17 protein-coding genes are annotated in these 20,593 nt (G+C 69.8%); 7 read left to right on the top strand and 10 right to left on the bottom strand.

The window, feature by feature from the left end; genetic code table 11:
• Positions 1 to 16: 16 nt before the first annotated feature.
• Entirely contained in the window at positions 17 to 2,404 is a 2,388-nt protein-coding gene (locus ACZ7LU_RS00795) for a non-reducing end alpha-L-arabinofuranosidase family hydrolase (RefSeq protein ID WP_471915237.1), read from the bottom strand.
• Between the two features lie 181 nt (positions 2,405 to 2,585).
• The gene (locus ACZ7LU_RS00790) at positions 2,586 to 4,067 is read right to left on the bottom strand and encodes a sigma-70 family RNA polymerase sigma factor (protein ID WP_471915236.1); all 1,482 of its coding nucleotides are present in this window, start codon (positions 4,065 to 4,067) and stop codon (positions 2,586 to 2,588) included.
• A 522-nt stretch (positions 4,068 to 4,589) separates the two neighbouring features.
• Between ACZ7LU_RS00790 and ACZ7LU_RS00785 the strand changes: the two genes are divergently transcribed.
• The 3 genes from ACZ7LU_RS00785 to pcp all read left to right on the top strand — a co-directional run bounded on the left by ACZ7LU_RS00785 (position 4,590) and on the right by pcp (position 6,251).
• The gene (locus ACZ7LU_RS00785) at positions 4,590 to 4,805 is read left to right on the top strand and encodes a hypothetical protein (protein WP_471915235.1); all 216 of its coding nucleotides are present in this window, start codon (positions 4,590 to 4,592) and stop codon (positions 4,803 to 4,805) included.
• A 445-nt stretch (positions 4,806 to 5,250) separates the two neighbouring features.
• The gene (locus tag ACZ7LU_RS00780; protein WP_471915234.1) at positions 5,251 to 5,556 is read left to right on the top strand and encodes a hypothetical protein; all 306 of its coding nucleotides are present in this window, start codon (positions 5,251 to 5,253) and stop codon (positions 5,554 to 5,556) included.
• A gap of 44 nt (positions 5,557 to 5,600) precedes the next feature.
• On the top strand, positions 5,601 to 6,251 hold the full coding sequence (gene pcp / locus ACZ7LU_RS00775; RefSeq protein WP_471915233.1) for a pyroglutamyl-peptidase I: 651 nt from the start codon (positions 5,601 to 5,603) through the stop codon (positions 6,249 to 6,251).
• 444 nt (positions 6,252 to 6,695) lie between these two features.
• Here pcp and ACZ7LU_RS00770 read toward each other — a convergent pair whose 3' ends face one another.
• From ACZ7LU_RS00770 to ACZ7LU_RS00760, 3 genes are all read right to left on the bottom strand, one after another.
• Positions 6,696 to 8,060 (bottom strand): class I SAM-dependent RNA methyltransferase, encoded by a 1,365-nt coding sequence (locus tag ACZ7LU_RS00770; protein ID WP_468562685.1) that lies wholly within the window; start codon positions 8,058 to 8,060, stop codon positions 6,696 to 6,698.
• A 136-nt stretch (positions 8,061 to 8,196) separates the two neighbouring features.
• Positions 8,197 to 10,251, bottom strand: a complete 2,055-nt coding sequence (locus ACZ7LU_RS00765; protein WP_398305252.1) for an APC family permease — start codon at positions 10,249 to 10,251, stop codon at positions 8,197 to 8,199.
• 60 nt (positions 10,252 to 10,311) lie between these two features.
• A complete protein-coding gene (locus tag ACZ7LU_RS00760) occupies positions 10,312 to 12,726 on the bottom strand; it encodes an MMPL family transporter (RefSeq protein WP_471915232.1) in 2,415 nt (804 codons plus the stop codon).
• A 238-nt stretch (positions 12,727 to 12,964) separates the two neighbouring features.
• On the opposite strand from ACZ7LU_RS00760, the gene ACZ7LU_RS00755 reads away from it, so the two are divergent.
• From ACZ7LU_RS00755 to ACZ7LU_RS00740, 4 genes are all read left to right on the top strand, one after another.
• On the top strand, positions 12,965 to 13,315 hold the full coding sequence (locus ACZ7LU_RS00755) for an ArsR/SmtB family transcription factor (protein WP_398305246.1): 351 nt from the start codon (positions 12,965 to 12,967) through the stop codon (positions 13,313 to 13,315).
• A complete protein-coding gene (locus tag ACZ7LU_RS00750; RefSeq protein ID WP_398305244.1) occupies positions 13,315 to 13,554 on the top strand; it encodes a hypothetical protein in 240 nt (79 codons plus the stop codon). Before ACZ7LU_RS00755 ends, ACZ7LU_RS00750 begins: the two co-directional genes overlap by 1 nt.
• A gap of 128 nt (positions 13,555 to 13,682) precedes the next feature.
• On the top strand, positions 13,683 to 14,351 hold the full coding sequence (locus ACZ7LU_RS00745; protein ID WP_356249822.1) for a potassium channel family protein: 669 nt from the start codon (positions 13,683 to 13,685) through the stop codon (positions 14,349 to 14,351).
• The gene (locus ACZ7LU_RS00740; RefSeq protein ID WP_362992296.1) at positions 14,351 to 15,019 is read left to right on the top strand and encodes a potassium channel family protein; all 669 of its coding nucleotides are present in this window, start codon (positions 14,351 to 14,353) and stop codon (positions 15,017 to 15,019) included. The genes ACZ7LU_RS00745 and ACZ7LU_RS00740 overlap by 1 nt, the downstream gene beginning before the upstream one ends.
• Positions 15,020 to 15,175: 156 nt before the next feature.
• Here the strand turns inward: ACZ7LU_RS00740 and ACZ7LU_RS00735 are convergent, their stop codons facing one another.
• The 5 genes from ACZ7LU_RS00735 to ACZ7LU_RS00715 all read right to left on the bottom strand — a co-directional run bounded on the left by ACZ7LU_RS00735 (position 15,176) and on the right by ACZ7LU_RS00715 (position 20,579).
• A complete protein-coding gene (locus ACZ7LU_RS00735) occupies positions 15,176 to 15,904 on the bottom strand; it encodes a DUF3159 domain-containing protein (RefSeq protein WP_398305242.1) in 729 nt (242 codons plus the stop codon).
• A gap of 3 nt (positions 15,905 to 15,907) precedes the next feature.
• The gene (locus ACZ7LU_RS00730) at positions 15,908 to 16,306 is read right to left on the bottom strand and encodes an OB-fold nucleic acid binding domain-containing protein (protein ID WP_362992781.1); all 399 of its coding nucleotides are present in this window, start codon (positions 16,304 to 16,306) and stop codon (positions 15,908 to 15,910) included.
• 133 nt (positions 16,307 to 16,439) lie between these two features.
• Complete coding sequence (locus ACZ7LU_RS00725; protein WP_362992807.1) at positions 16,440 to 17,123, bottom strand: response regulator; 684 nt, start codon at positions 17,121 to 17,123, stop codon at positions 16,440 to 16,442.
• Positions 17,124 to 17,193: 70 nt separating this feature from the next.
• Entirely contained in the window at positions 17,194 to 19,740 is a 2,547-nt protein-coding gene (locus ACZ7LU_RS00720; RefSeq protein ID WP_398305239.1) for an ATP-binding protein, read from the bottom strand.
• A 170-nt stretch (positions 19,741 to 19,910) separates the two neighbouring features.
• Positions 19,911 to 20,579, bottom strand: a complete 669-nt coding sequence (locus ACZ7LU_RS00715) for an ABC transporter ATP-binding protein (RefSeq protein ID WP_471916447.1) — start codon at positions 20,577 to 20,579, stop codon at positions 19,911 to 19,913.
• Positions 20,580 to 20,593 lie beyond the last annotated feature (14 nt).

Raw genomic sequence — 20,593 nt, 5'->3', positions numbered from 1 at the left:
CTGTGCGCGGAATTGCTCAGCGCTTGAGGGTCAGAACGCCCGGCCGGTACGGCAGGGCGTCGTAGGGGGCGTCCGACTTCGGGTCCTTGCCCTGGTAGAGCAGCTGGAGGTTGCACGGGTCGACGGTCATGGTCTGGTCCGGGTTGGAGCGGATCAGGTCGCCGTGGCTGATGTCGTTGGTCCAGGTCGCGCCGCTGTTGGCCTTGCCCGCGAAGGGGTTGGACTCGGTGGCGGCCTGCGGGGTCCACGTGCCGTTCAGGCTGGTCGCCGTGAAGGAGCGGAAGTAGCGGTTCTCGTTGGCACCCCGTGCCTCGACGATCATCAGGTACTGGTTCTGGCCCTGGACCTTGTAGACCTGCGGTGCCTCGAAGAGGTTCTTGACCGTGTCGCTCATGACCGTCGTGTACGACGAGCCGAAGTTGCCGGGGAAGTTCCCGATCGGCATGGACGCCCGGTAGATCTTGCCGTTGTCGCCGGCGAAGAAGAGGTACATGTTCTGGTCGTCGCCGATCAGCGTCTGGTCGATCGGACCGGTCCCGGCACCGGGCAGGCCGCCGGTGAACAGGGGCTGCGGCGCGGACCAGCCGTTGGGGTCGGTCGGGTCGGCGGAGGTGCGGTAGCTGAAGGGCGAGGCACCCCACTGGTACGTGAGCACCCAGATCTTCTTCGGCGCAAAGTAGAAGAGGGTGGGCGCGACCGCGTTCTGGCTCATCTTCGTCTGCTTGGCCGCCCCCATGCCGGACCAGTCGCTGAACGGGGCGAACGCCATCGAGCCGTACGAGGTGCCCGTCGACATCGACCCGTAGACGAGGTGCTTGCCGTTGTACGGGACGTGGGTGAAGTCCTTCAGCGAGGCCCAGCCGCCCGCGGGCTGCGCGAGCGCTCCGGTCGACTTCCACTTGTACGTGGACGGCAGCGCGCACGTGCCACCGGCCGACCCGGAGGGGGCGGTCCACTTCTGGTTGCCGACGCCTGCACAGGTGTGCAGCTGGATCTTGGTGCCGTTGGATGTGCCCGCGCCGACCGCGTCCACGCACTTGCCGGAGTGGACGCCGGAGATCGAACCGTTGGTGTTGACGTTCCACTGCTGGTTCGTGCCGCCGTTGCAGTCCCAGATGACCACCTCGGTGCCGTTCGCCGTGCCCTTCGCCTTCGCGTCCAGGCACTTGTTGCCGAACACCTTCAGCTGCTTGGCCGCGGTGCGTGTCCAGCTCTGGTTCGACTGCCCGTTGCAGTCCCTCAGCTGTACTTGAGTGCCGTTGGCGGTGGTGGAGTCGGGGACGTCGATGCAGCGGCCGGAGGCCACGCCCTTGATCTGGCCGGTGCCGTCGCCCCAGTCGGCCGGGGTCGTACCCGACGCCGACCCGGCGTCGAACGCTTCCTTGACGGCGTCGTACGCGGGCTTCGGCTTGCCGGCCGCGTCGAAGAGCAGCGGCTTCTCGTCGGCGCGCCACGAGTCGCTGTCGCGGACGCCCCACACCGTGATGCCGGTGCAACGCTTCACGCCGAGGCAGGCGTTGACCGCGCTCGCGTAGTGCCTGGGGGACGCCTGGGCGATGTCCAGCTCGGTGATCTGCACGTCGACGCCGAGGGCTGCGAAGCTGTCGAGGGTCTTCTTGAAGCTGGCGGGCGGGCCGCCAGCCCCGAAGTGACTCTGGAAGCCGACGCAGTCGATGGGGACACCGCGCGCCTTGAAGTCCTTGACCAGGCGGTACACGCCCTGGGTCTTGGCGGCCGACCAGTCCTCGATGTTGTAGTCGTTGTAGCAGAGCTTCGCGGCCGGGTCGGCCGCGCGGGCGGTGCGGAACGCCTCCTCGATGAAGCCGCTGCCGAGCACCTTCTTGAACACCGAGTCGCGCAGCGCACCGCTGCCGCCGTCCTGGAAGGCCTCGTTGACGACGTCCCAGGCGTAGATCTTGCCCTTGTAGCGGCCCATCGTGGTCTTGATGTGGTTGTTCGTGACGCCGCGCAGCGTGCTCGGGTCGTTGATCGCCTTCACCCAGTCCGGCAACTGCGAGTGCCACACCGTGGTGTGGCCGCGCAGCCGCTGGCCGCGCTCCAGGGCCCGATTGACGATCTTGTCGGCGGCCGCGAACCGGAAGGTGCCGCGGGACGGCTCGACCGCGTCCCACTTCATCTCGTTCTCCGGGGTGATCATGTTGAACTCCCGGTCGGCGATCGACGTGTACGTCGAGTCGCTCAGCCGCCCCGCGGCGATCGCCGTGCCGAAGTACCGGCCCGACGAGGACGCCTCGTCCTCCAGGCTCGCGGCCCCGGCGGAATTGGGGAGCATCGTCACGACCCCGGCCACGAGCGCCGAGGCTGTCAGGCCGATCGTCAGCGCCCGGCGGGGCCGGCGGAGGCGGTGCAGGCCTTTGCGGGGTTCGTCGGTGTGTCTGGTCATGGGCAGTGGCCTTCTTCAGGGGACAGATCAGCGGGGGACGCCTGTGAAGGAGCACCCCTGAAGAGGAGGCCGGGGAAGGTGGGACGGCGTAACGAAAAATGCGCGCGCCCGCGCGGTGACGAATCTCGCGGCAGAAAAACGTAATGCGGGGCGCGGTCCTGGTGTCAGCGGGTCCCTGCGCTCACGTCAGCGGCGCGCGGACGACGAAAGATGCCTGGCCGGTGAAGGTACGCGTGCCGTTGAAGCCGTCGAGGCGGATCGATCCGTCGCGGGGGCGGAGGGCGGAGCCCGGGTAGTTGTGCGCGTACAGAGTCACCGATCCGTCGACCGTCCCGGGGCGCGGGCAGAAGGTGGCGTCCTCCCGGAACAACCGGCTGCCGTCGTCGGCGCTCAGGCGCAGCCGCAGGTAGTGGTGGCGCAGATACCGGCCGTCGGCCGCCCGGAACGTGACGCACTGGCTGTCCGCGAGCCCCTTGCTGACGGTGAAGGTGGCCGCACCGCTGCCGAGCGCCGCGAAGTCACCGTCGTACGTGAGGAATTGGCCGGGTCGGTCCACGGACTCGAGGGACCGCAGCCCCAGCGGAACCACGGCCGGACCCGACGACGACGGCGACGGCGTGGCCGACGGAGTCGGGGTGGTCGACGGAGCCGGGGCAGTCGGACCGGCCGTCGGCGCGGCGGCGACACCGGGCGCCCGGCGCTCCGGTTCGGGCCAGGCGACATACGTGGCAGTCCCGGTGACGAGCACCGCACCGGTGGCGAGGGCCGCGATCGGATGGGCGGTCACCGCGTGGAGCTTGCCGAACAGAGCGCCGCTGCCTGCCGCCGTACCCGTGGCGCCGGCGGTTGCTGCCGTCGTCACCGTCGTGACCGTCGTACCCGACAGCAGGCCCTTCGCGACCAGCGCCCCGAGGAGCGCCGCCGGCACGGCCAGCGGCGCGAGGCCGGACAGGAGCAACTCGGCCGGTACCCGCTCGGCCGCCGTCGCCGTACATGTCGCGCAGTCGCGCGTGTGCCGGGCGATCCGCTTGCGCCACACGGACGTTCGCGCACCGTCCCAGCCGGAGACGGTCGCGCTCAGGCCGGGACAGCGCGGGTCGGCCGCCAGCGCGGCGACGATCGTCCGGCTCAGTTCCAACTGCTCGCGCATGCGCTGCAGGCGAACCCCGGTGTGGGAGACGCCGAGGCCTGTCGCGTCGGCGATGTCCTGGCGGCTGAGCAGCCCGGCGCACTCCTGCCACCACAGCGAAAGGAGCATCCGGTGTTCCGGGTCGAGCCAACGGCTGGCTTCGACGGCCTGTCCGCGCTCCTCCGACATGCGCAGCCGCAGGATCGTCGTGTCCTCCAGAGGGGCGGCGGCGTCCGGCACCGGAAGCGCCTCGTCGAGGAGCGTGGTCCGGTCGGCGAGTGTGCGCTGCCGCTGCCAGTACGTATTGACCTGCCGGAGCGTGATCGACACCAGCCACGATCGGAAGCTCTCCGGGGCCCGCAGGGCGGGCAGGTCGCGCACCGCGCGCAGCAGCGTCTCCTGGACCACGTCGTCCACGTCGGCATGACCGCTCAGCGCCCGCCCGACGATGTTGTACAACAACGGCAGATACGCGGAAACGAGCTCCTCGCGCGCCCGCTCGTCACCACCCTGCGCCGAGACGACCAGCCTCACGTGATCCGCATCCATGAGCGCCAGTCCCATCTCTCCAGGGAAGTGATCCGCCGAGTACGGCGCCACACCTTAACCGTGTGGACCACGAGGCCATCCCCCAGGGGGTAACGATCATGCGACGGGCGGGTCAGTCGCCCTTCGCGGCCGGCTCAAGAATCGCCACGCACTCCACATGGTGCGTCATAGAAACACGTCACCAGGGGGGCCTTCGGGTGCTTGGAACCTGTGAGCAGAGACCCCGGATTGGCCGAGTGAGCCGGGAGCGCCCGGCACGCGTTTCACTCGCCTCACCCGGCCGAGGTTGCGGCCCTTGACAGGGGCAGTCAACCTGAAGATCACTGCCTCAATTGCGGCACAGCAGGTGCCGGCCGGGTAGTTCCAGCACCGCAAGGATCGGCTTGCGGTACTGCCATCGGCTTTGCCGACCCTCGATCCTGCGCGCCCCGACCCACCCGCCGCAACACGGCTGGACAAGGCACGTAGGCGCGAGGATCAGCGCCGCACAGTGAAGGAAAAGGTCTTATGGCAATCGGAACCCTGACGATCAATGGGCACACCCACACCAATCCCGAGGGGTGTTACAACATCGAAGGTGATCAGGCAGAGATCACCTACAACATCAACGGGCAGGTGACCGTCTACTCCGAGCGGGACGGCCAGGGCAACGTGACCACGTCCATCAGCGGAGGCAGCGGGAGCGCCAACGTCTCGCCTGCGGGCAGCGTCGTCGTCTCCTGAGAAGACGCGAGCCCGAACCCGTCTCCCCAGCTGCCCGCCCCGGAACCGCCGTCCCACGTCGCTGACTTCGACCACGGAAGGGGGGCGCGGTGCCAGCACCTGCCTGGCCACATCCTGCCGGGCGTGGGTCCGCTGTGGACACCCGCCGCCTTTACCCCGAACTCATCAACTGGCCCTTTCATCCGCCGCCAAGCGGAGCGAGGGCGTCCTGGAGGGCCTCATCTCACCCACGATTTCGCCCGGAAGAACGAGCGGCTTCCTGGGGAACGCGCCCGGAGGATCGACGGGCCGCTCCAGCGCTGCCGGAATCACAGGCCGCAAAAGCACACGGATCCGTCCTCACGCCTGCAGGGAGATCCACTCGGGTGAACACGTGATGCGGCAGGTAATCCGGATCGAGCCAACGGGGATCAGTCGCGCTGAAGAACGAACCGAGAGGACCACCATGCGGACTTTCCTCGCCGTCGTCGGCGTCACTCTGACCGCCGCCACGCTTGGCCCCGGCGGCGCTGTTCCCGCAGCGGCTGCCAGTGGTAACGGCGCAGCCACGGGCACCCTGATCGTCAACGGCGTCTCCCACACCGACCCGCATGGCTGCTACCCGTCGAACGGCTTCCTCGTGTCGGTCGTCAACCGCACGGACCGGACGGTGAACGTCTACCCGAACGGCGGCTGCTTCGGCCAGCCCGAGGGCTGGGTGGCACCGGGCGGCCAGGCCACCATGAACGGCTCCTCCGTCTCCATCGACTAGCCCCGGACGACACTTCCGCCGCATCGCTGACAAAGGACATGCTCATGCCCCGTGTACTGGTGACAGGGTTCGATCCGTTCGACCAGGACACCTACAACCCTTCCTGGGCCGCGGCCCAGCTCCTCCAGGATTCCCCACCGGACGGCATGGAGGTGACAGCCGTACAACTCCCCTGCGTCTTCGGTAAATCCCTGGAGGTGCTGCGGGAAGCCGTGCTGGAGACGGACCCGGCGCTCGTCGTGTCAATCGGTCTCTCCCCTCGCGACGGCATCTCGGTCGAACGCGTCGCCATCAACGTCAACGACTGCCCCATCCCCGACAACGCCGGCCACCAGCCGGTCGACGAACCCATCGTGGCCGACGGCCCCGCCGCCTACTTCTCCACGCTCCCGTTCAAACGCTGCGTCGCAGAGGTGCAGAAGCAGACCGACCTGAAGGCCGTGGTCTCCCAGACCGCCGGGACGTTCGTGTGCAATCACGTCTTCTACGGACTGATGCACCTGCTGGCCACCGAGGACAAGCAGCGGCGCGGCGGCTTCGTACACATTCCGCACACCCCGGAGATGCCCGCCGCCGCCAACCAGTCCGTTCCCTCGCTCCCGGTGGAGGACACGGTCAGGGGGCTGCGTGTCGTCCTGTCGACCGCACTGGCCCACGACACGGACATCACTGTCCCCGGCGGCGCCACCCACTGACCTACCGCTCCACCTGCGGGCCCGCGTCGGGTGCTCGGCGCGGATGCCACGAGCATGGCCCCCACTGCCTCACGAGGGGTACATCGATCTGCTCACCGACCCGGAGTGCGGCCTGGCAATCACCGGCACCAGCCTGCGCTGCTCCTGCGCCCGCTTCCCCGGATACTCCACCGAATGCCGATTCAATTCCCGCAGCAGCACAGGGCTGGAGTGCCACCAGGAAGACCCGGACGACTACGAGGCCCGGCGCAAGCCCTGTCGCCCGGTTCAGCTGCCGGACCTCATCCCGTAGATCGTGGCTGCCCGCACCGGTCGGGCTGCTGGCGCCGCCGGGCGAAGTTGATCGATGGCGGCCCGGGTGTTGTCCAGGGTGCCGCGAGTGGGCGTCGAGATATCACCCGTAACGCCCACACCGCGCATCATGCGCACGGGTAAGACTGCAGGTCAGGAGCCCTTCGCGGCTGGCTCAAGAATCGCCACGCACTCCACATGATGCGTCATCGGAAACAAATCAAACGCCCTCAACGTCCGCACCCGATACCCGCCCTCCTGGAAATACCCGAGGTCCCGCGCCAGCGCCGCCGGGTCGCAGGCCACGTAAGCGATGCGTCGTGCGCCAAGACCCGCCAGTCGGCGGACCGTCTGCTTGCCGGCGCCTGCGCGGGGCGGGTCCAGGACGATGAGGTCGACCTCGGTGATGCCCGTGCGCGGGAGGACCGATTCGACCTTGCCCTGTTCGATGCGGACGCGGTCGAACGACGCGAGGTTGTGGCGGGCGTCCTCCACCGCGCGCTTGCTGGACTCGATGCCGAGCACCGCGCCCTTCTCGCCGACGCGGTCGGCCAGCGCGCCCGCGAAGAGGCCGACGCCGCAGTAGAGGTCGAGGGCCGACTCGCCCTTGCGGGGGGTGAGGCCCTGCATGACGGCCAGCATGAGGGTCTCGGCCGCCTTCGGGTGGACCTGCCAGAAGCCGCCGCTGCCGACCCGGTACGTGCGGCCGTCGGCCCGCTCGCGGACGAAGGGACGCCCGTGGACCCGGTGGACCCCGCCGTCCTTCTCGCCCACGCGCATCACCGAGACCGGCTTGTCCAGTTCGACGATGGGGAGGCGGGCGCCGGGGCGCGGGGCCAGGATCACCTGGCGGTCCTGGGAGCCCGTCGCCGCGATCGCCTCGACCGACGCCATGCCCGACCAGTCGCGCTGTTCGATGCCGAGTTCGGAGACGCCTTCCGCCGCGATCATGCAGTGCTCGATCGGCTCGACCTCGTGCGAGCGGTGGCGGCGCAGCCCCGCCTTGCCGGTCGAGGCGTCCACCGCGTACTGGACGCGCGTGCGCCAGGACGGGACCTCGCCGGCCGGGAGCTTGTCGCCCTCCGCCGGCATGACCGTGCCGTCCCAGCCCGCCTCCTCCGGGGTCAGGCCCGCGAGCCGCTTCAGCTGCTCGGCGATGACCTCGCCCTTGAGGCGGCGCTGCGCACCCGGCTTCGCGTGCTGCCAGTCGCAGCCGCCGCAGCGGCCGGGGCCCGCGTAGGGGCAGGGGGCCTCCACGCGGTCCTTGGAGGGCGTCAGGATCTCCACCGCGTCGGCCCGGATGAAGCGTGCGCCCTCCTCGCCCTCGGTCACGCGTGCGACGACCTTCTCGCCGGGCAGCGCGTGCCGTACGAAGAGCACCTGGCCCTCGTCCGTGCGGGCGATGCAGTGGCCGCCGTGCGCGACGGGGCCGATCTCGACCTCGTACTCCTTGCCGACCAGTGAGGCCGACGCTGCCGACGAGTCCCCCGCCTGCGTTTTCTTCGGTTCTGCCTGCATGGCGGGGTGACTCCACAACGTAAGGGGGAAAGAGGGCGGGGAACGGCCGGACCGCAGACGGCCGGACCACAGCCCACCAGTCTACGTGGGTGTCGTCCGGCCGCCTTACCAGGAGCGTGCAGTGGGTCTGACCGCGTCAGGCCTTCTTGCTCGGCTCCTTCACGCGCTTCGGCTTCTCCACCGGGCCCCGCCGCACCGCTCCCGGCGCGTTCCACTCCGAACGCCTGCGGGCCCGCTTCTTCGCGGCCTCCGAGGAGTCAAGCTGGTAGGGGACGGAGGTCACCATGACGCCCGGGGTGAAGAGCAGGCGGCCCTTGAGGCGGAGTGCGCTCTGGTTGTGGAGCAGGTGCTCGTACCAGTGGCCCACCACGTACTCGGGGATGATCACGCTGACCACGTCGCGCGGGCTCTCCCTGCGCAGGTTCTTGACGTACTCGATGATCGGGCGGGTGATCTCGCGGTACGGCGAGTCGAGGACCTTCAGGGGGACCGTGATGCCGCGGCGCTCCCACTCCTCCTTGAGGGCCTTGGTCTCCACCGGGTCGACGTTGATGCTGAGCGCCTCCAGCGTGTTGGAGCGCATCAGCTTCGCGTAGGCCAGCGCGCGCAGCGTCGGGCGGTGGATCTTGGAGACCAGGACGATCGAGTGGACCCGGGAGGGGCGCACGCTGTCGTCGCCCGGGGTCTCCGGGGCCGCGATCTCCTCTGCCACGCGGTCGTAGTGGCGGCGGATCGCCGTCATCGTCGCGTAGAAGATGCACATGCCGAGCAGGGCGACCCAGGCGCCGTGCGTGAACTTGGTGACCAGGACGACGACCAGGACGAGGCCCGTGAAGAACGCGCCGAACGTGTTGATCGCGCGCGAGCGGACCATGCGGCGGCGCTTGTTCTGGTCCTTCTCGGTGGCCAGGTGGCGGTTCCAGTGCCGGACCATGCCGATCTGGCTGAGCGTGAAGGAGACGAAGACGCCGACGATGTAGAGCTGAATGAGGCGGGTCGAGTCCGCGCCGTAGACGACCACGAGGAGCGCGGCCGCGCCGGCGAGCAGCACGATGCCGTTGGAGAACGCGAGGCGGTCGCCGCGGGTGTGCAGCTGGCGCGGCAGGTAGCGGTCCTGCGCCAGGATCGAGCCGAGCAGCGGGAAGCCGTTGTACGCGGTGTTGGCCGCGAGGAAGAGGACCAGCGCGGTGGCCGCGGCGAGGATCATGAACAGCAGGCTGCCGTGGCCGAAGACGGCCTCGGCGACCTGGGAGATCACCGGGTTCTGGACGTAGTCGCTGCCGACCGGCACGCCGTTGTGGATCAGGTCGTGGGCCGGCTTCTCGGCCATGTGGACGTTGGTCGCCATGGCGAGGCCGATGATGCCGCAGAACATCGTGACGGCCAGGCCGCCCATGAGCGCGAGGGTCGTCGCGGCGTTCTTGGACTTCGGCTTGCGGAAGGCCGGGACGCCGTTGCTGATCGCCTCGACGCCGGTCAGCGCCGCACAGCCCGAGGAGAAGGCCCGCAGGAGCAGGAAGACGAGCGCGAAGCCCGCGAGGCCCTGGTGCTCGGGCTTGATCTCGTAGTCGGCGGTCGGCGACTTCATGGTGTCGTCCAGGACGATGCCCCGGAAGGCGCCCCACGCGATCATGAGGAAGACGCCGGCCACGAAGACGTACGTCGGGATCGCGAAGAGCTTTCCGGACTCCTTCACGCCGCGCAGGTTCATCAGGGTGAGGAGGACGATGACGGCCACCGCGCAGAGCACCTTGTGCTCGACCACGAACGGGACCGCCGAGCCGAGGTTCTCGATGCCCGAGGAGATCGACACGGCCACGGTCAGGACGTAGTCGACGAGCAGGGCGCTCGCGACGGTGAGTCCGGCGCGAGGGCCGAGGTTGGTGGTGGCGACCTCGTAGTCGCCACCACCGCTCGGGTACGCGTGCACGTTCTGTCTGTAGGACGCCACGACCGTGAACATCAGCACGACGACCGCGACGGCGATCCACGGGCTGAAGTGGTAGGCCGACACACCCGCGATGGAGAGGACGAGAAGAACCTCTCCCGGCGCGTACGCCACAGACGAGAGCGGGTCGGAGGCGAAGACGGGGAGTGCGATGCGCTTCGGCAGGAGCGTTTCTCCGAGCCGGTCACTGCGCAGTGCGCGCCCGATGAGGATCCGTTTGGGCACGTCGGTCAGTTTGGACACGGAGAGGATCGTAAGCGTTCGAATGGGGGCGCGCCCACCCACCACCCCCAACTGCTCCGACTATCGGCCTTGTGCGATCCTGCGCCCCTCCGGACGGGCGTGGTCCGCCCCCGTGTGCCGCTCCCCCGCGACCTGCTCCGTCCCGGCCCGCTCCCCCACGACCTGCTCCCCCGCGACCTGCTCTCCCGTCCCCCGGCGCTCCGCGGCCCGCGCCTCCGCGCGGCGGATCGCGCCGGACGGCCACCACGTGACGCGGCCGAGCAGGAGAAGCGCGGCGGGCAGGATCATGACGCGGATCACAAACGCGTCGAGCAGGACGGCCACCGCGAGGACGAGGCCCATCTGCTTCATCTCCAGGATGTGCAGCATCACGAAGCTCGCGAAGACAGTGACCATGACGATCGCCGCGCTGGTGACGACCTTGGCGGAGGAGGTGATGCCCTCGATGACCGCCTGCCGCGTGGGCACGCCGTTCAGGGCGGCCTCGCGGATGCGGCTGACCACGAAGACCTGGTAGTCCATCGAGAGCCCGAAGAGGATCACGAAGAGGAAGAGCGGCACGCGCGAGGAGATTCCGCCGAGCGAGATGAAGGAGAGCAGTTCCTCGGCCCACTCGCCCTGGAAGACGAGGACGAGGATGCCGAGCGCCGACGCGGCCGAGAGCAGGTTGAGGACGACGCCGAGCAGTCCGAGGACGACCGAGCGGAACGCGAAGACCGTCATGACGAAGGTCATCAGGAGCAGGAAGCCGAGGACGAGCGGCAGCTTCTCGTTCTGGTGTCCTACGTAGTCGACGCCGCGCGCGACCTCACCGGTGACGGCCGTCTCGACGCCGGGCAGCCTGCCGACGGTCGCGGGGAGGTGGTCGTGACGGATGCGGTCGAGCGAGTCTTCGGCCTTCTTCGAGTACGTCGGGTGCGGACCGTTGAGTTCCAGCGTGGTGGTCCGCCGGTCCTCGGAGGTGCGGAGCAGCGGGGTGCGTGCGGGGTGCGAGAAGAGCGGGTCGTCCTGTGCCCTGCGGTCCAGCTCTTCCAGGGCCGCCTTCACGTCGGCGGCCCGCGCGGCCTCGGCCCGCACCACGACCAGGTGGCGGAGGCGCTGTTCGGGGAAGGTTTCGAGCAGCGTGTCGTACCCCCGCATCGCCGGGATCTCGCGGGAGAAGCTGTCCCGCGCGGGGTTCTTGAGGTTCATGTCCAGGGCGGGCAGCGCGAGGCCCAGCATGACGAGGACGGAGACGCAGAGGGTGAGCGCGGGGTGCTTGCGGGCGGGGGCGAGCAGGGCGCTCCAGGCGCGGCCGGGCTTCCTCTCGCCGTACGACACGTCCGATCCGTACGACACGTCAGATCCGTCCGAAACATCCGATTCGTACGACCCCCGCGGCCCCTGCGACCCGTGCGACCGGACCGGCTTCCCCCGCGCCGCGCGCTTGGCCGCGCGGCGCTCGGTCCGTCGGCCGAGCGTGACCAGGAGCGCCGGCAGGACCGTCACGGAGCTGGCCACGGCGACGGCGACGACCAGGATGGTGCCGGTGGCGAGTGAGTCGAAGATGACGTCACGGGCGAGGAAGAGCGCGGTGGTGGAGACGATCACCGCGAGCCCGGAGACCACGATCGCCCGGCCCGCCGTCGCGGCGGCGGCCTCGACCAGGGCTTCCGAGGTGAGGCGGCCGCCCGCACGAGCCCGCTCCTCGCGTTCGCGCTTGAGGTAGAAGAGCGTGTAGTCGACGCCGACCGCCATGCCGATGAGCAGGATCATGCTCATCCCGACGCCGGTGTCGGGCAGGAGGTGCGAGGCCGCCATCGCGAGGCCCATCGTCGCCATGATCGAGGTGATGGCGAGCAGCAGCGGTACGCCGACCATGACGACCGAGCCGAAGACCACGGCGAGCGTGATCAGCGTGACCGGCAGGGTGATCGCCTCGGAGAACTTCAGGTCCTTGTCGCGCTGGCCGTCGACGCCCTTGCTCACGGAGGCGTCGCCGGTCTCCTCGATCCGCAGGCCCGGGTGGGCCTCGGCGGCCTTCTCGGTCTGGGCCTGAAGCGGCGGGACGCGGTCCTGGTCGTCCTGCTCCGAGCCGGTCAGCTCCACCGGGACCCGCAGGACGCGTCCGTCGGCGGAGGGGACCGGGGCCTTGACCGAGGCGACCTCGGGCAGGGCCCGCATGCGGTCGGTGATGTCCTTGACGGCGGCGTCGGCCGCCGCCCTGTCCAGCGGCCCCGGCTTGTCCCAGGAGCCCGCCGCGGCGCGGATCAGTATGTGTTCCGTGGACCGGAGCGGGATGCCGCCGCCGGTCGCCAGGGCCTCGGCCCGGCCCGCCTCGCCGACGCGGAAGTCCTCCGAGGTCGCGCTGTTCGTCCCGGCGGCGATTCCGCCGCCGAGGCAGAGCGCCACGAAGACCAGCCAGCCGACGATCGCCCGCCATGGGTGCAGCGCGCTCCACCGGGCCACGCGCACCGTGACCGATCGCTTTCTCATGTCCGTCCCCCGCCCTTTCGGCATCGTCCTGCCGTGCCATGTACGGATGTACGCATGCTTCAGGTGCCTCATGTGCTTCACGTGTAAGAAGACACTGACAGGTGAAGGATCGAGCCGTCAACTGTCATGCGACTGCCGCAGGGGGCGCGGGAAGGAGTCGGCGGGCCGCGGATTGACAGCGGATCCCGTCATACGTAAGCCTTGACTGACAGGTTTCGGAGCAGCGCGAAGGCGGACCATGGACAGCGAGGAGCTGCTGGCTTTTCTCGCGGCGGTCGGCCATGCACAGCGCATCCGGATCATCACCGAGCTCGCGTCCGGCAGGCTGTACGTCAGCGAGCTGGCCCGGCGGCTCGGGGTGTCCCGCCCCTTGCTCTACATGCACCTCGAACGCATGGAGAAGGCCGGCCTCGTCGTCGGCCACCTGGAGCTCTCCGACGACGGCAAGGCGCTCAAGTACTTCGAACTGGCGCCGTTCGACGTGCAGTTGAACGTGGATACGATCGTCGCGGCCGTCCGCCACGACCAGTCGGGTCAGCCAGGCCGGTCGGGCGATGACGGACAGCACTCAGCAAAGGGGACGCCCTAGTGGACGACGTGATCATTCCCGTCGCTTTCTTCCTGATACTCGCCGGCGCGATCGTCGCCGTCGCGTACTTCCAGACGCAGCGCAACCGCGAGCGCGACCGGCAGTACGCCGAGGCCATGCAGGGGTACCGTGAGGCCGTCGAGCGGGCCAGGTCCGAGCAGGAGTCGACCCGCCTCCAGCTCGTCGAGCTCGGCCACCGGCTGGAGAAGGTCGAGGGGCTGCTGCGCAGCGTCGACTGAGGCTTAAGCTCGTCTCTTGGCAACGCCGCACGCTGTTGCCCCGTGGTTGCCACCAGAGTGAGAGAGAAGAGTGAGCACGATGTTTTCGCAGGTCAGCGGGATGACCAGGAGTGCGGGGTAAAGGACAGGTGCACATCGTCATCATGGGCTGCGGGAGAGTCGGGTCCGCTCTCGCCCAGAACCTGGAACAACAGGGGCACACGGTCGCCGTCGTCGACCAGGACCCCACCGCCTTCCGCCGCCTCGGCTCCGGGTTCGGCGGCCGCCGCGTCACCGGCGTCGGTTTCGACCAGGACACCCTGCGCGAGGCCGGCATCGAGGAGGCGGGCGCCTTCGCCGCCGTCTCCAGCGGCGACAACTCGAACATCATCGCCGCCCGCGTGGCCCGCGAGATGTTCGGCATCGAGAACGTCGCGGCCCGCATCTACGACCCGCGCCGCGCCGAGGTCTACCAGCGCCTCGGCATCCCGACGGTCGCCACGGTCCGCTGGACCGCCGACCAGATGCTGCGCCGGCTGCTGCCCTCCGGTGCCGAGCCGCTGTGGCGCGATCCCACCGGCGGTGTGCAGCTCGCCGAGGTGCACGCCTCGGCGGCGTGGATCGGGCACAAGATCAGCCAGCTGCAGGAGGAGACCGGCGTCCGCGTGGCCTTCCTCACCCGGCTGGGCGAAGCGGTCCTGCCGACCTCGCAGACGGTGTTGCAGGAAGGCGACCTGGTGCACGTCATGATGCGCACCGACCAGGTCGACAAGGTCGAAGCGGCGTTCGCCGAAGGCCCCGAGGAAGGCGGTCACTGATGAGGGTCGCCATTGCCGGAGCAGGCGCGGTGGGCCGTTCCATCGCCGGTGAGCTCCTGGAGAACGGGCACGAGATCCTGCTCATCGACAAGGCGCCGACCGCCATCTCGGTGGAGCGCGTCCCGCAGGCCGAGTGGCTGCTCGCCGACGCCTGTGAGATCACCTCGCTCGACGAGGCGGCGCTCCAGCGCTGCAACGTCGTGATCGCCGCGACCGGCGACGACAAGGTGAACCTCGTCGTCTCGCTGCTCGCCAAGACGGAGTACGGCGTCCCGCGGGTCGTCGCCCGCGTCAACAACCCGAAGAACGAGTGGCTCTTCAACGAGTCATGGGGCGTCGACGTCGCGGTCTCCACGCCGCGTCTGATGTCCGCGCTCGTCGAGGAGGCGGTGAGCGTCGGCGATCTCGTCCGGCTGCTGCGCTTCAGCCACGGCGACGCGAACCTGGTGGAGCTGACGCTGCCGCCCGAGTCGGCCCTCGCGGGCACGCAGGTCGGCGACGTGCAGTGGCCCGAGGACACCTCGCTGGTCACGATCATCCGCGGTACGCGCGTCCTCGCGCCGACCGCGGACGACTCCCTCGAAGCGGGGGACGAGCTTCTCTTCGTCGCGGCGCAGGCCCGTGAGGAGCAGCTGGAGGATCTGCTGTCGGTGCGGCGGGAGAGCTAGCCTCTGGGCTCGGTACGCAGAGGGGGGCGCCCGGTGATTTCCGGGCGCCCCCCTCTCGTACGTCTGCTGACGGTGCGCTCTCGTACTTCTGCTGCGGGTGCGTTAGGGCTGGGCGCGCAGTTCCCCGCGCCCCTGAAGCGCCCCTGCGGGGCAGCCTCAGGCGCTCCGGCGCTCCCGCTCGCGCTCCTCCTCCGCCTTCTCCGCCGCTTCCATCTCGGCGAACACGTCGATCGGCGGCGGGGCCTTCGCGAGGAACACCCACGTCAGATAGACGGCGAGCAGGAACGGCGGGATCTTCAGGGCGACCAGGACCCAGCCGAACTGCGTGGTGTCCGCCCACCAGTACAGCGGGAAGAGGATCGCGCACTTGGCGAGCAGGATCAGGCCCCAGGCCCAACTGGCCTTCGCGTACGCCTTCTTGCGGCCAGGGTTGCGGGTGCGCCAGGAGAGGTTCTCCTTGAAGACCGGGCCGAGGATAAGGCCGATCAGCGGGACGCCCGCGAGGGTCGTGATCATGTACGCCAGGGAGAGGCCCAGGGTGTAGAGCATGCCGGGCAGGTAGAAGTCCTTGGCGTTGCCGGTCATCATCGCGAAGACCACACCGAAGGCGACACCGAAGACGCCGCTGAAGGCGTGCTTGACGGTGTCCTTCATGACCAGGCGGACCACGACGAGCACCAGGGACACCGCGAGGGCCGCGATGGCCGACATGTGCAGGTCCTTGTTGATCGTGAAGATGGTCACGAAGAGCAGGCCGGGGACGACCGTCTCCACCATGCCCCGCACGCCGCCGAAGGCTTCGAAGAGCGCTGCCTCGGTCACGGCCCTGGAATCGGCGTCCTGATCGGCGCTCCCTTGGTCCGTCGGCTTGTCGAGGGACGTCACCGGTTACTCCCGTCCGAGGGGTCTGAGTTCGTACTTGGGGTTGAAGAGCACCCGGCGGCCGCGGCTCATCGAGATCCGGCCCGATGCGATCAGCCTGCGCCCCGGTTCTATCCCGACGATGGAGCGCCTGCCGAGCCACACCACGTCCAGCGCCGCCGAGCCGTCGAACAGCTCGGCCTCCAGGGCGGGAACCCCGGCGCGTGGTCGCAGAGTGACCGTGCGCAAGGTACCAGTAACGGTGACTATCTGGCGGTCCTGGCAGTCGCCGATACGGACGCAGCCCGCTGTCTCGGCGTCCTCCCGCAGCTCCTCCGACTCCAGGTCCTCCTGGGAGGAGGAGAGCCGGTCGAGCATGCGCCGGAAACGGCCCGCCGGCTTGTCGGAACCAGAAACAGCACTCATACAAGAAGCGTACCGGTGGGCGCCGACACCAGGGACAGGGGTGCGCTCATCTGTGCTTATGTCCGCTCAGTACCCGCTCCGGGGGCCGCTGAAGCGAGGAATCCGGTCAGTGTCGCGGCCGCCGGTATTCCGGTCACTTCTCGAACCGGTATCCCATTCCCGGTTCCGTGATGAAGTGCCGCGGGTGCGCCGGGTCCGCCTCCAGCTTGCGGCGCAGCTGCGCCATGTAGACGCGCAGGTAGTTGGTCTCCGTGCCGTACGAGGGGCCCCAGACCTCCTGGAGCAGCTGCTTCTGGCTGACCAGGCGGCCGGTGTTGCGCACCAGGACCTCCAGGAGGTGCCACTCCGTGGGGGTGAGGCGTACGTCGCGTCCGCCGCGGTTGACCTTCTTGGCGGCCAGGTCGACGGAGAAGTCGCCGGTGTCGACCAGGACGTCGTCGTCGCCGGGGCCGGTGGGCTCCGCCCTGCGGACGGCGGCGCGCAGCCGGGCGAGGAGTTCGTCCATGCCGAAGGGCTTGGTCACGTAGTCGTCGGCGCCGGCGTCCAGCGCCTCGACCTTCTCGTCCGAGCTGTGCCGGGCGGAGAGGACCAGGATCGGGACGCGCGTCCAGCCGCGCAGGCCCCGGATGACCTCCACGCCGTCCATGTCGGGCAGACCGAGGTCGAGCACGATCACGTCGGGGTGGCGGGCCGCGGCGACCTGCAGCGCCGTGGCGCCGTCGGGGGCCGAGTCCACCTCGTACTTGCGCGCCTTCAGGTTGATCACGAGGGCGCGTACGATCTGCGGCTCGTCGTCGACCACGAGCACCCGGGTCATGCGTACCTGCCTTTCCGGCTTCTGGTTCTGGAGCACGGCTTGTGTTCTGGGTCCGGGTTCCGGTTCCGGGTCACGAGGTGGCCCGGGACGAGAGCTCGGGGCGGACCGGCGGCCGGCCGGCGGCCGCCCGCAGAGTGAGGACCATGGTGAGGCCGCCGCCTGGGGTGTCCTCGGCGGCGAGGGTGCCGCCCATGGCCTCGACGAAGCCGCGGGCGACGGCGAGGCCGAGGCCCACACCGGCACCCCGTGGAGCGTCACCGTAGCGCTGGAAGGGCGCGAAGATGCGGTCCTTGGCGCTGTCGGGGACGCCGGGGCCGCGGTCCACGACGCGGATCTCGACGCGCTCGCCGAGGGCGCTGGCGGAGACCTTCACGGGCGCGCCCTCGGGGGCGTACTTCACGGCGTTCTCGACGATGTTGGCGACCGCCCGCTCCAGGAGGCCCTTGTCGACGGCGACCATGGGCAGCGTCTCGGGGATGTCCAGCTCCGCGCTGCCGTCGGGTACGCCGCCGAGGGCCATGGGGACGACCTCGTCGAGGTCGATCTCGCGGATCAGCGGGGTGACCGTGCCGGTCTGCAGCCGGGACATGTCGAGGAGGTTCCCGACGAGGTGTTCGAGCCGGTCGGCGCCCTCCTCGATGCCCGCCAGGAGCTCGGCCTCGTCCTCGTCGGACCACTCGACGTCGTCGGAGCGCAGGGAGGAGACGGCTGCCTTGATGCCCGCGAGCGGCGTGCGGAGGTCGTGGCTGACGGCGGCGAGCAGGGCGGTGCGGATGCGGTTGCCCTCCGCGAGGGTGCGGGCCTGGTGGGCCTCGGACTGCAGGCGCTGGCGGTCGAGGACGACCGCGGCCTGCGCGGCGAACGCGGCGAGGACCCGGCGGTCCGCGGCGGGCAGGACCCGGCCCGACAGGGCCAGCGCCATGTGGTCGCCGACGGGCATGTCGACATCGGCGTCCTCGGGACGCTCCAGCGGGCGGCCGTCGCCGACGCTGCCCGCGCAGGTCCAGGGGTCGGTGTCGCCCGCGCGTTCCAGGAGGGCCACGGACTCCATGGCGAAGGTCTCGCGGACCCGCTCCAGGAGGGCCTCCAGGCTGGTCTCGCCGCGCAGCACGCTGCCGGCGAGGAAGGACAGTATCTCCGCCTCGGCCCGCAGCCGGGCGGCCTGGTGGGTGCGCCGGGCCGCGAGGTCCACGACGGAGGCCACCGACACCGCGACGCCGACGAACACCGCGATGGCGACGATGTTCTTGTTGTTGGAGACGGTCCAGAGGTGCAGCGGCGGCGTGAAGTAGTAGTTCAGGAGCAGCGAGCCGACGGCCGCCGAGGCGAGCGCCGGGAAGAGCCCGCCCACCAGCGCGGCGGCGACGGTGAGCGTCAGGAACAGCAGCATGTCGTTGGCGAGGCCGAGGTCGGCGTCGACATGGGTGAGCAGCAGCGTGAGCAGCGTGGGGCCCGCGACGCCGACCAGCCAGCCCCAGATGACCCGGGAGCGGCCGAGGCGCGCCCCGCGCGCGACGGGCAGCCCGCGCCCCTTGGCGACCTCGCCGTGCGTGACGATGTGCACGTCCAGGTCGGGTCCCGAGTCGCGGGCGACGGTGGCGCCGACGCCGGGCCCGAAGACGTACTGCCAGGTCTTGCGGCGGGAGGAGCCGAGGACGATCTGGGTGGCGTTGACGCCGCGTGCGAAGTCGAGGAGCGCGGCCGGTATGTCGTCGCCTATGACGTGGTGGAAGGTGCCGCCGAGGTCTTCGACGAGGGTGCGCTGGACGGCGAGTTCCTTGGGGGACGCGCCGGTCAGGCCGTCGCTGCGGGCTATGTAAACGGCGAGGATCTCGCTGCCCGAGCCCTTGGCGGCCATCCGGGACGCGCGTCTGATCAGCGTGCGGCCCTCGGGGCCGCCGGTCAGGCCGACGACGATGCGCTCGCGGGCCTGCCAGGTGGAGCGGATGTTGTGCTCGCCGCGGTACTGCTGGAGGTATTCGTCGACGCGGTCGGCGACCCAGAGCAGCGCGAGCTCGCGCAGCGCCGTGAGGTTGCCGGGCCTGAAGTAGTTGGAGAGGGACGCGTCGATGCGGTCGGGCTTGTAGATGTTGCCGTGCGCCATGCGGCGCCGCAGCGCCTGTGGCGACATGTCGACCAGTTCGATCTGGTCGGCGCGGCGCACCACCTCGTCCGGGACGGTCTCCTTCTGGCGCACTCCGGTGATCGACTCGACGACGTCGCCGAGTGACTCCAGGTGCTGGATGTTGACCGTCGAGACGACGTCGATGCCGGCCGCGAGGAGTTCCTCGACGTCCTGCCAGCGCTTGGCGTTGCGCGAGCCGGGGACGTTCGTGTGGGCGAGCTCGTCGACCAGGGCGACGGCCGGGGCGCGCTCCAGGGTGGCGTCGACGTCCATCTCGGTGAACGCCGTGCCGCGGTACTCCAGCTCCTTGCGGGGCACCTGTTCGAGGCCGTGCAGCATCACCTCGGTGCGCGGCCGGTCGTGGTGCTCCACGAAGGCGACCACGCAGTCGGTGCCGCGCTCGATGCGGCGGTGGGCCTCGGAGAGCATCGCGTACGTCTTGCCGACGCCCGGTGCCGCACCGAGGTAGATCCGAAGCTTGCCGCGTGCCATGGCCTCATTGTCTTCCCGAAACTGCTGTGTACGCAGCGTCGACCTTACGGCCAACAATTCCGGCATTACGGATGAGGGGGTGCGGGGGTGGGGTCCTTGACACAACCCTGATGCCTTGCCCGCCGGACGGCCTCGTGCCCCGGTCGGTGCGGTCGGTGGGCCGCATGTGTTCAGTTCGCGACGATTTCTCCGTCGCGCAGTTCCAGGACCCGGTCGGCCAGGTCGAGCAGGGCGGCGTCGTGCGTGGCCACCAAGGCGGTGACGCCCTCGCTGCGGACGACAGCGCGCAGCAGCTCCATGACGGCGAGACCGGTCTCCGCGTCGAGCTGTCCGGTGGGTTCGTCGGCGATCAGCAGGGCGGGCTTGTTGGCGAGGGCGCGGGCGATGGCCACGCGCTGCTGCTGCCCTCCGGAGAGCTCGCCGGGCCGCTGACCCGCGTGGTCGGCGAGGCCGACGAGAGCGAGGAGGAGTGCGACCCGCTCCTCACGCGCGCGTGGCTCGGCCTTGCGGAGCCGCAGGGGAACGCCGACGTTCTCATCGGCGGTGAGGATGGGGATGAGTCCGAAGGACTGGAAGACGAACCCCAGACGGTCCCTGCGCAGTTCCAGCAGCCCCTTCTCCCCGAGGCCCACGAGCCCCACGCCGTCCACGGTGACCTTGCCCCGGTCCGGGACGTCGAGCCCGCCGACGAGGTTAAGCAGCGTGGTCTTGCCGGACCCCGAGCGGCCCTTGAGAGCGACGAGTTCCCCGCGCGGCACCGCGAAGGAGACGCCCCGCAGGGCGTGCACGGCGGCGGCACCGCTGCCGTAGGTCCGGTGCAGATCCTCTACGACGACCATGGCGTCGACCACCC

The sequence above is a fragment of the Streptomyces sp. NPDC039462 genome, from assembly GCF_055639375.1.
This window is presented reverse-complemented; position numbering and strand designations above follow the sequence as displayed.

Excerpts from the sequence above, each read along its gene's own strand:
- ACZ7LU_RS00770 (WP_468562685.1), bottom strand. The coding sequence starts at position 8,060 with ATGCAGGCAGAACCGAAGAAAACGCAGGCGGGGGACTCGTCGGCAGCG.
- ACZ7LU_RS00755 (WP_398305246.1), top strand. The coding sequence starts at position 12,965 with ATGGACAGCGAGGAGCTGCTGGCTTTTCTCGCGGCGGTCGGCCATGCA.
- ACZ7LU_RS00725 (WP_362992807.1), bottom strand. The coding sequence starts at position 17,123 with ATGACCCGGGTGCTCGTGGTCGACGACGAGCCGCAGATCGTACGCGCC.
- ACZ7LU_RS00715 (WP_471916447.1), bottom strand. The coding sequence starts at position 20,579 with ATGGTCGTCGTAGAGGATCTGCACCGGACCTACGGCAGCGGTGCCGCC.
- ACZ7LU_RS00780 (WP_471915234.1), top strand. The coding sequence starts at position 5,251 with ATGCGGACTTTCCTCGCCGTCGTCGGCGTCACTCTGACCGCCGCCACG.
- ACZ7LU_RS00740 (WP_362992296.1), top strand. The coding sequence starts at position 14,351 with ATGAGGGTCGCCATTGCCGGAGCAGGCGCGGTGGGCCGTTCCATCGCC.
- ACZ7LU_RS00730 (WP_362992781.1), bottom strand. The coding sequence starts at position 16,306 with ATGAGTGCTGTTTCTGGTTCCGACAAGCCGGCGGGCCGTTTCCGGCGC.
- ACZ7LU_RS00720 (WP_398305239.1), bottom strand. The coding sequence starts at position 19,740 with ATGGCACGCGGCAAGCTTCGGATCTACCTCGGTGCGGCACCGGGCGTC.
- ACZ7LU_RS00760 (WP_471915232.1), bottom strand. The coding sequence starts at position 12,726 with ATGAGAAAGCGATCGGTCACGGTGCGCGTGGCCCGGTGGAGCGCGCTG.
- pcp (WP_471915233.1), top strand. The coding sequence starts at position 5,601 with ATGCCCCGTGTACTGGTGACAGGGTTCGATCCGTTCGACCAGGACACC.
- ACZ7LU_RS00795 (WP_471915237.1), bottom strand. The coding sequence starts at position 2,404 with ATGACCAGACACACCGACGAACCCCGCAAAGGCCTGCACCGCCTCCGC.
- ACZ7LU_RS00785 (WP_471915235.1), top strand. The coding sequence starts at position 4,590 with ATGGCAATCGGAACCCTGACGATCAATGGGCACACCCACACCAATCCC.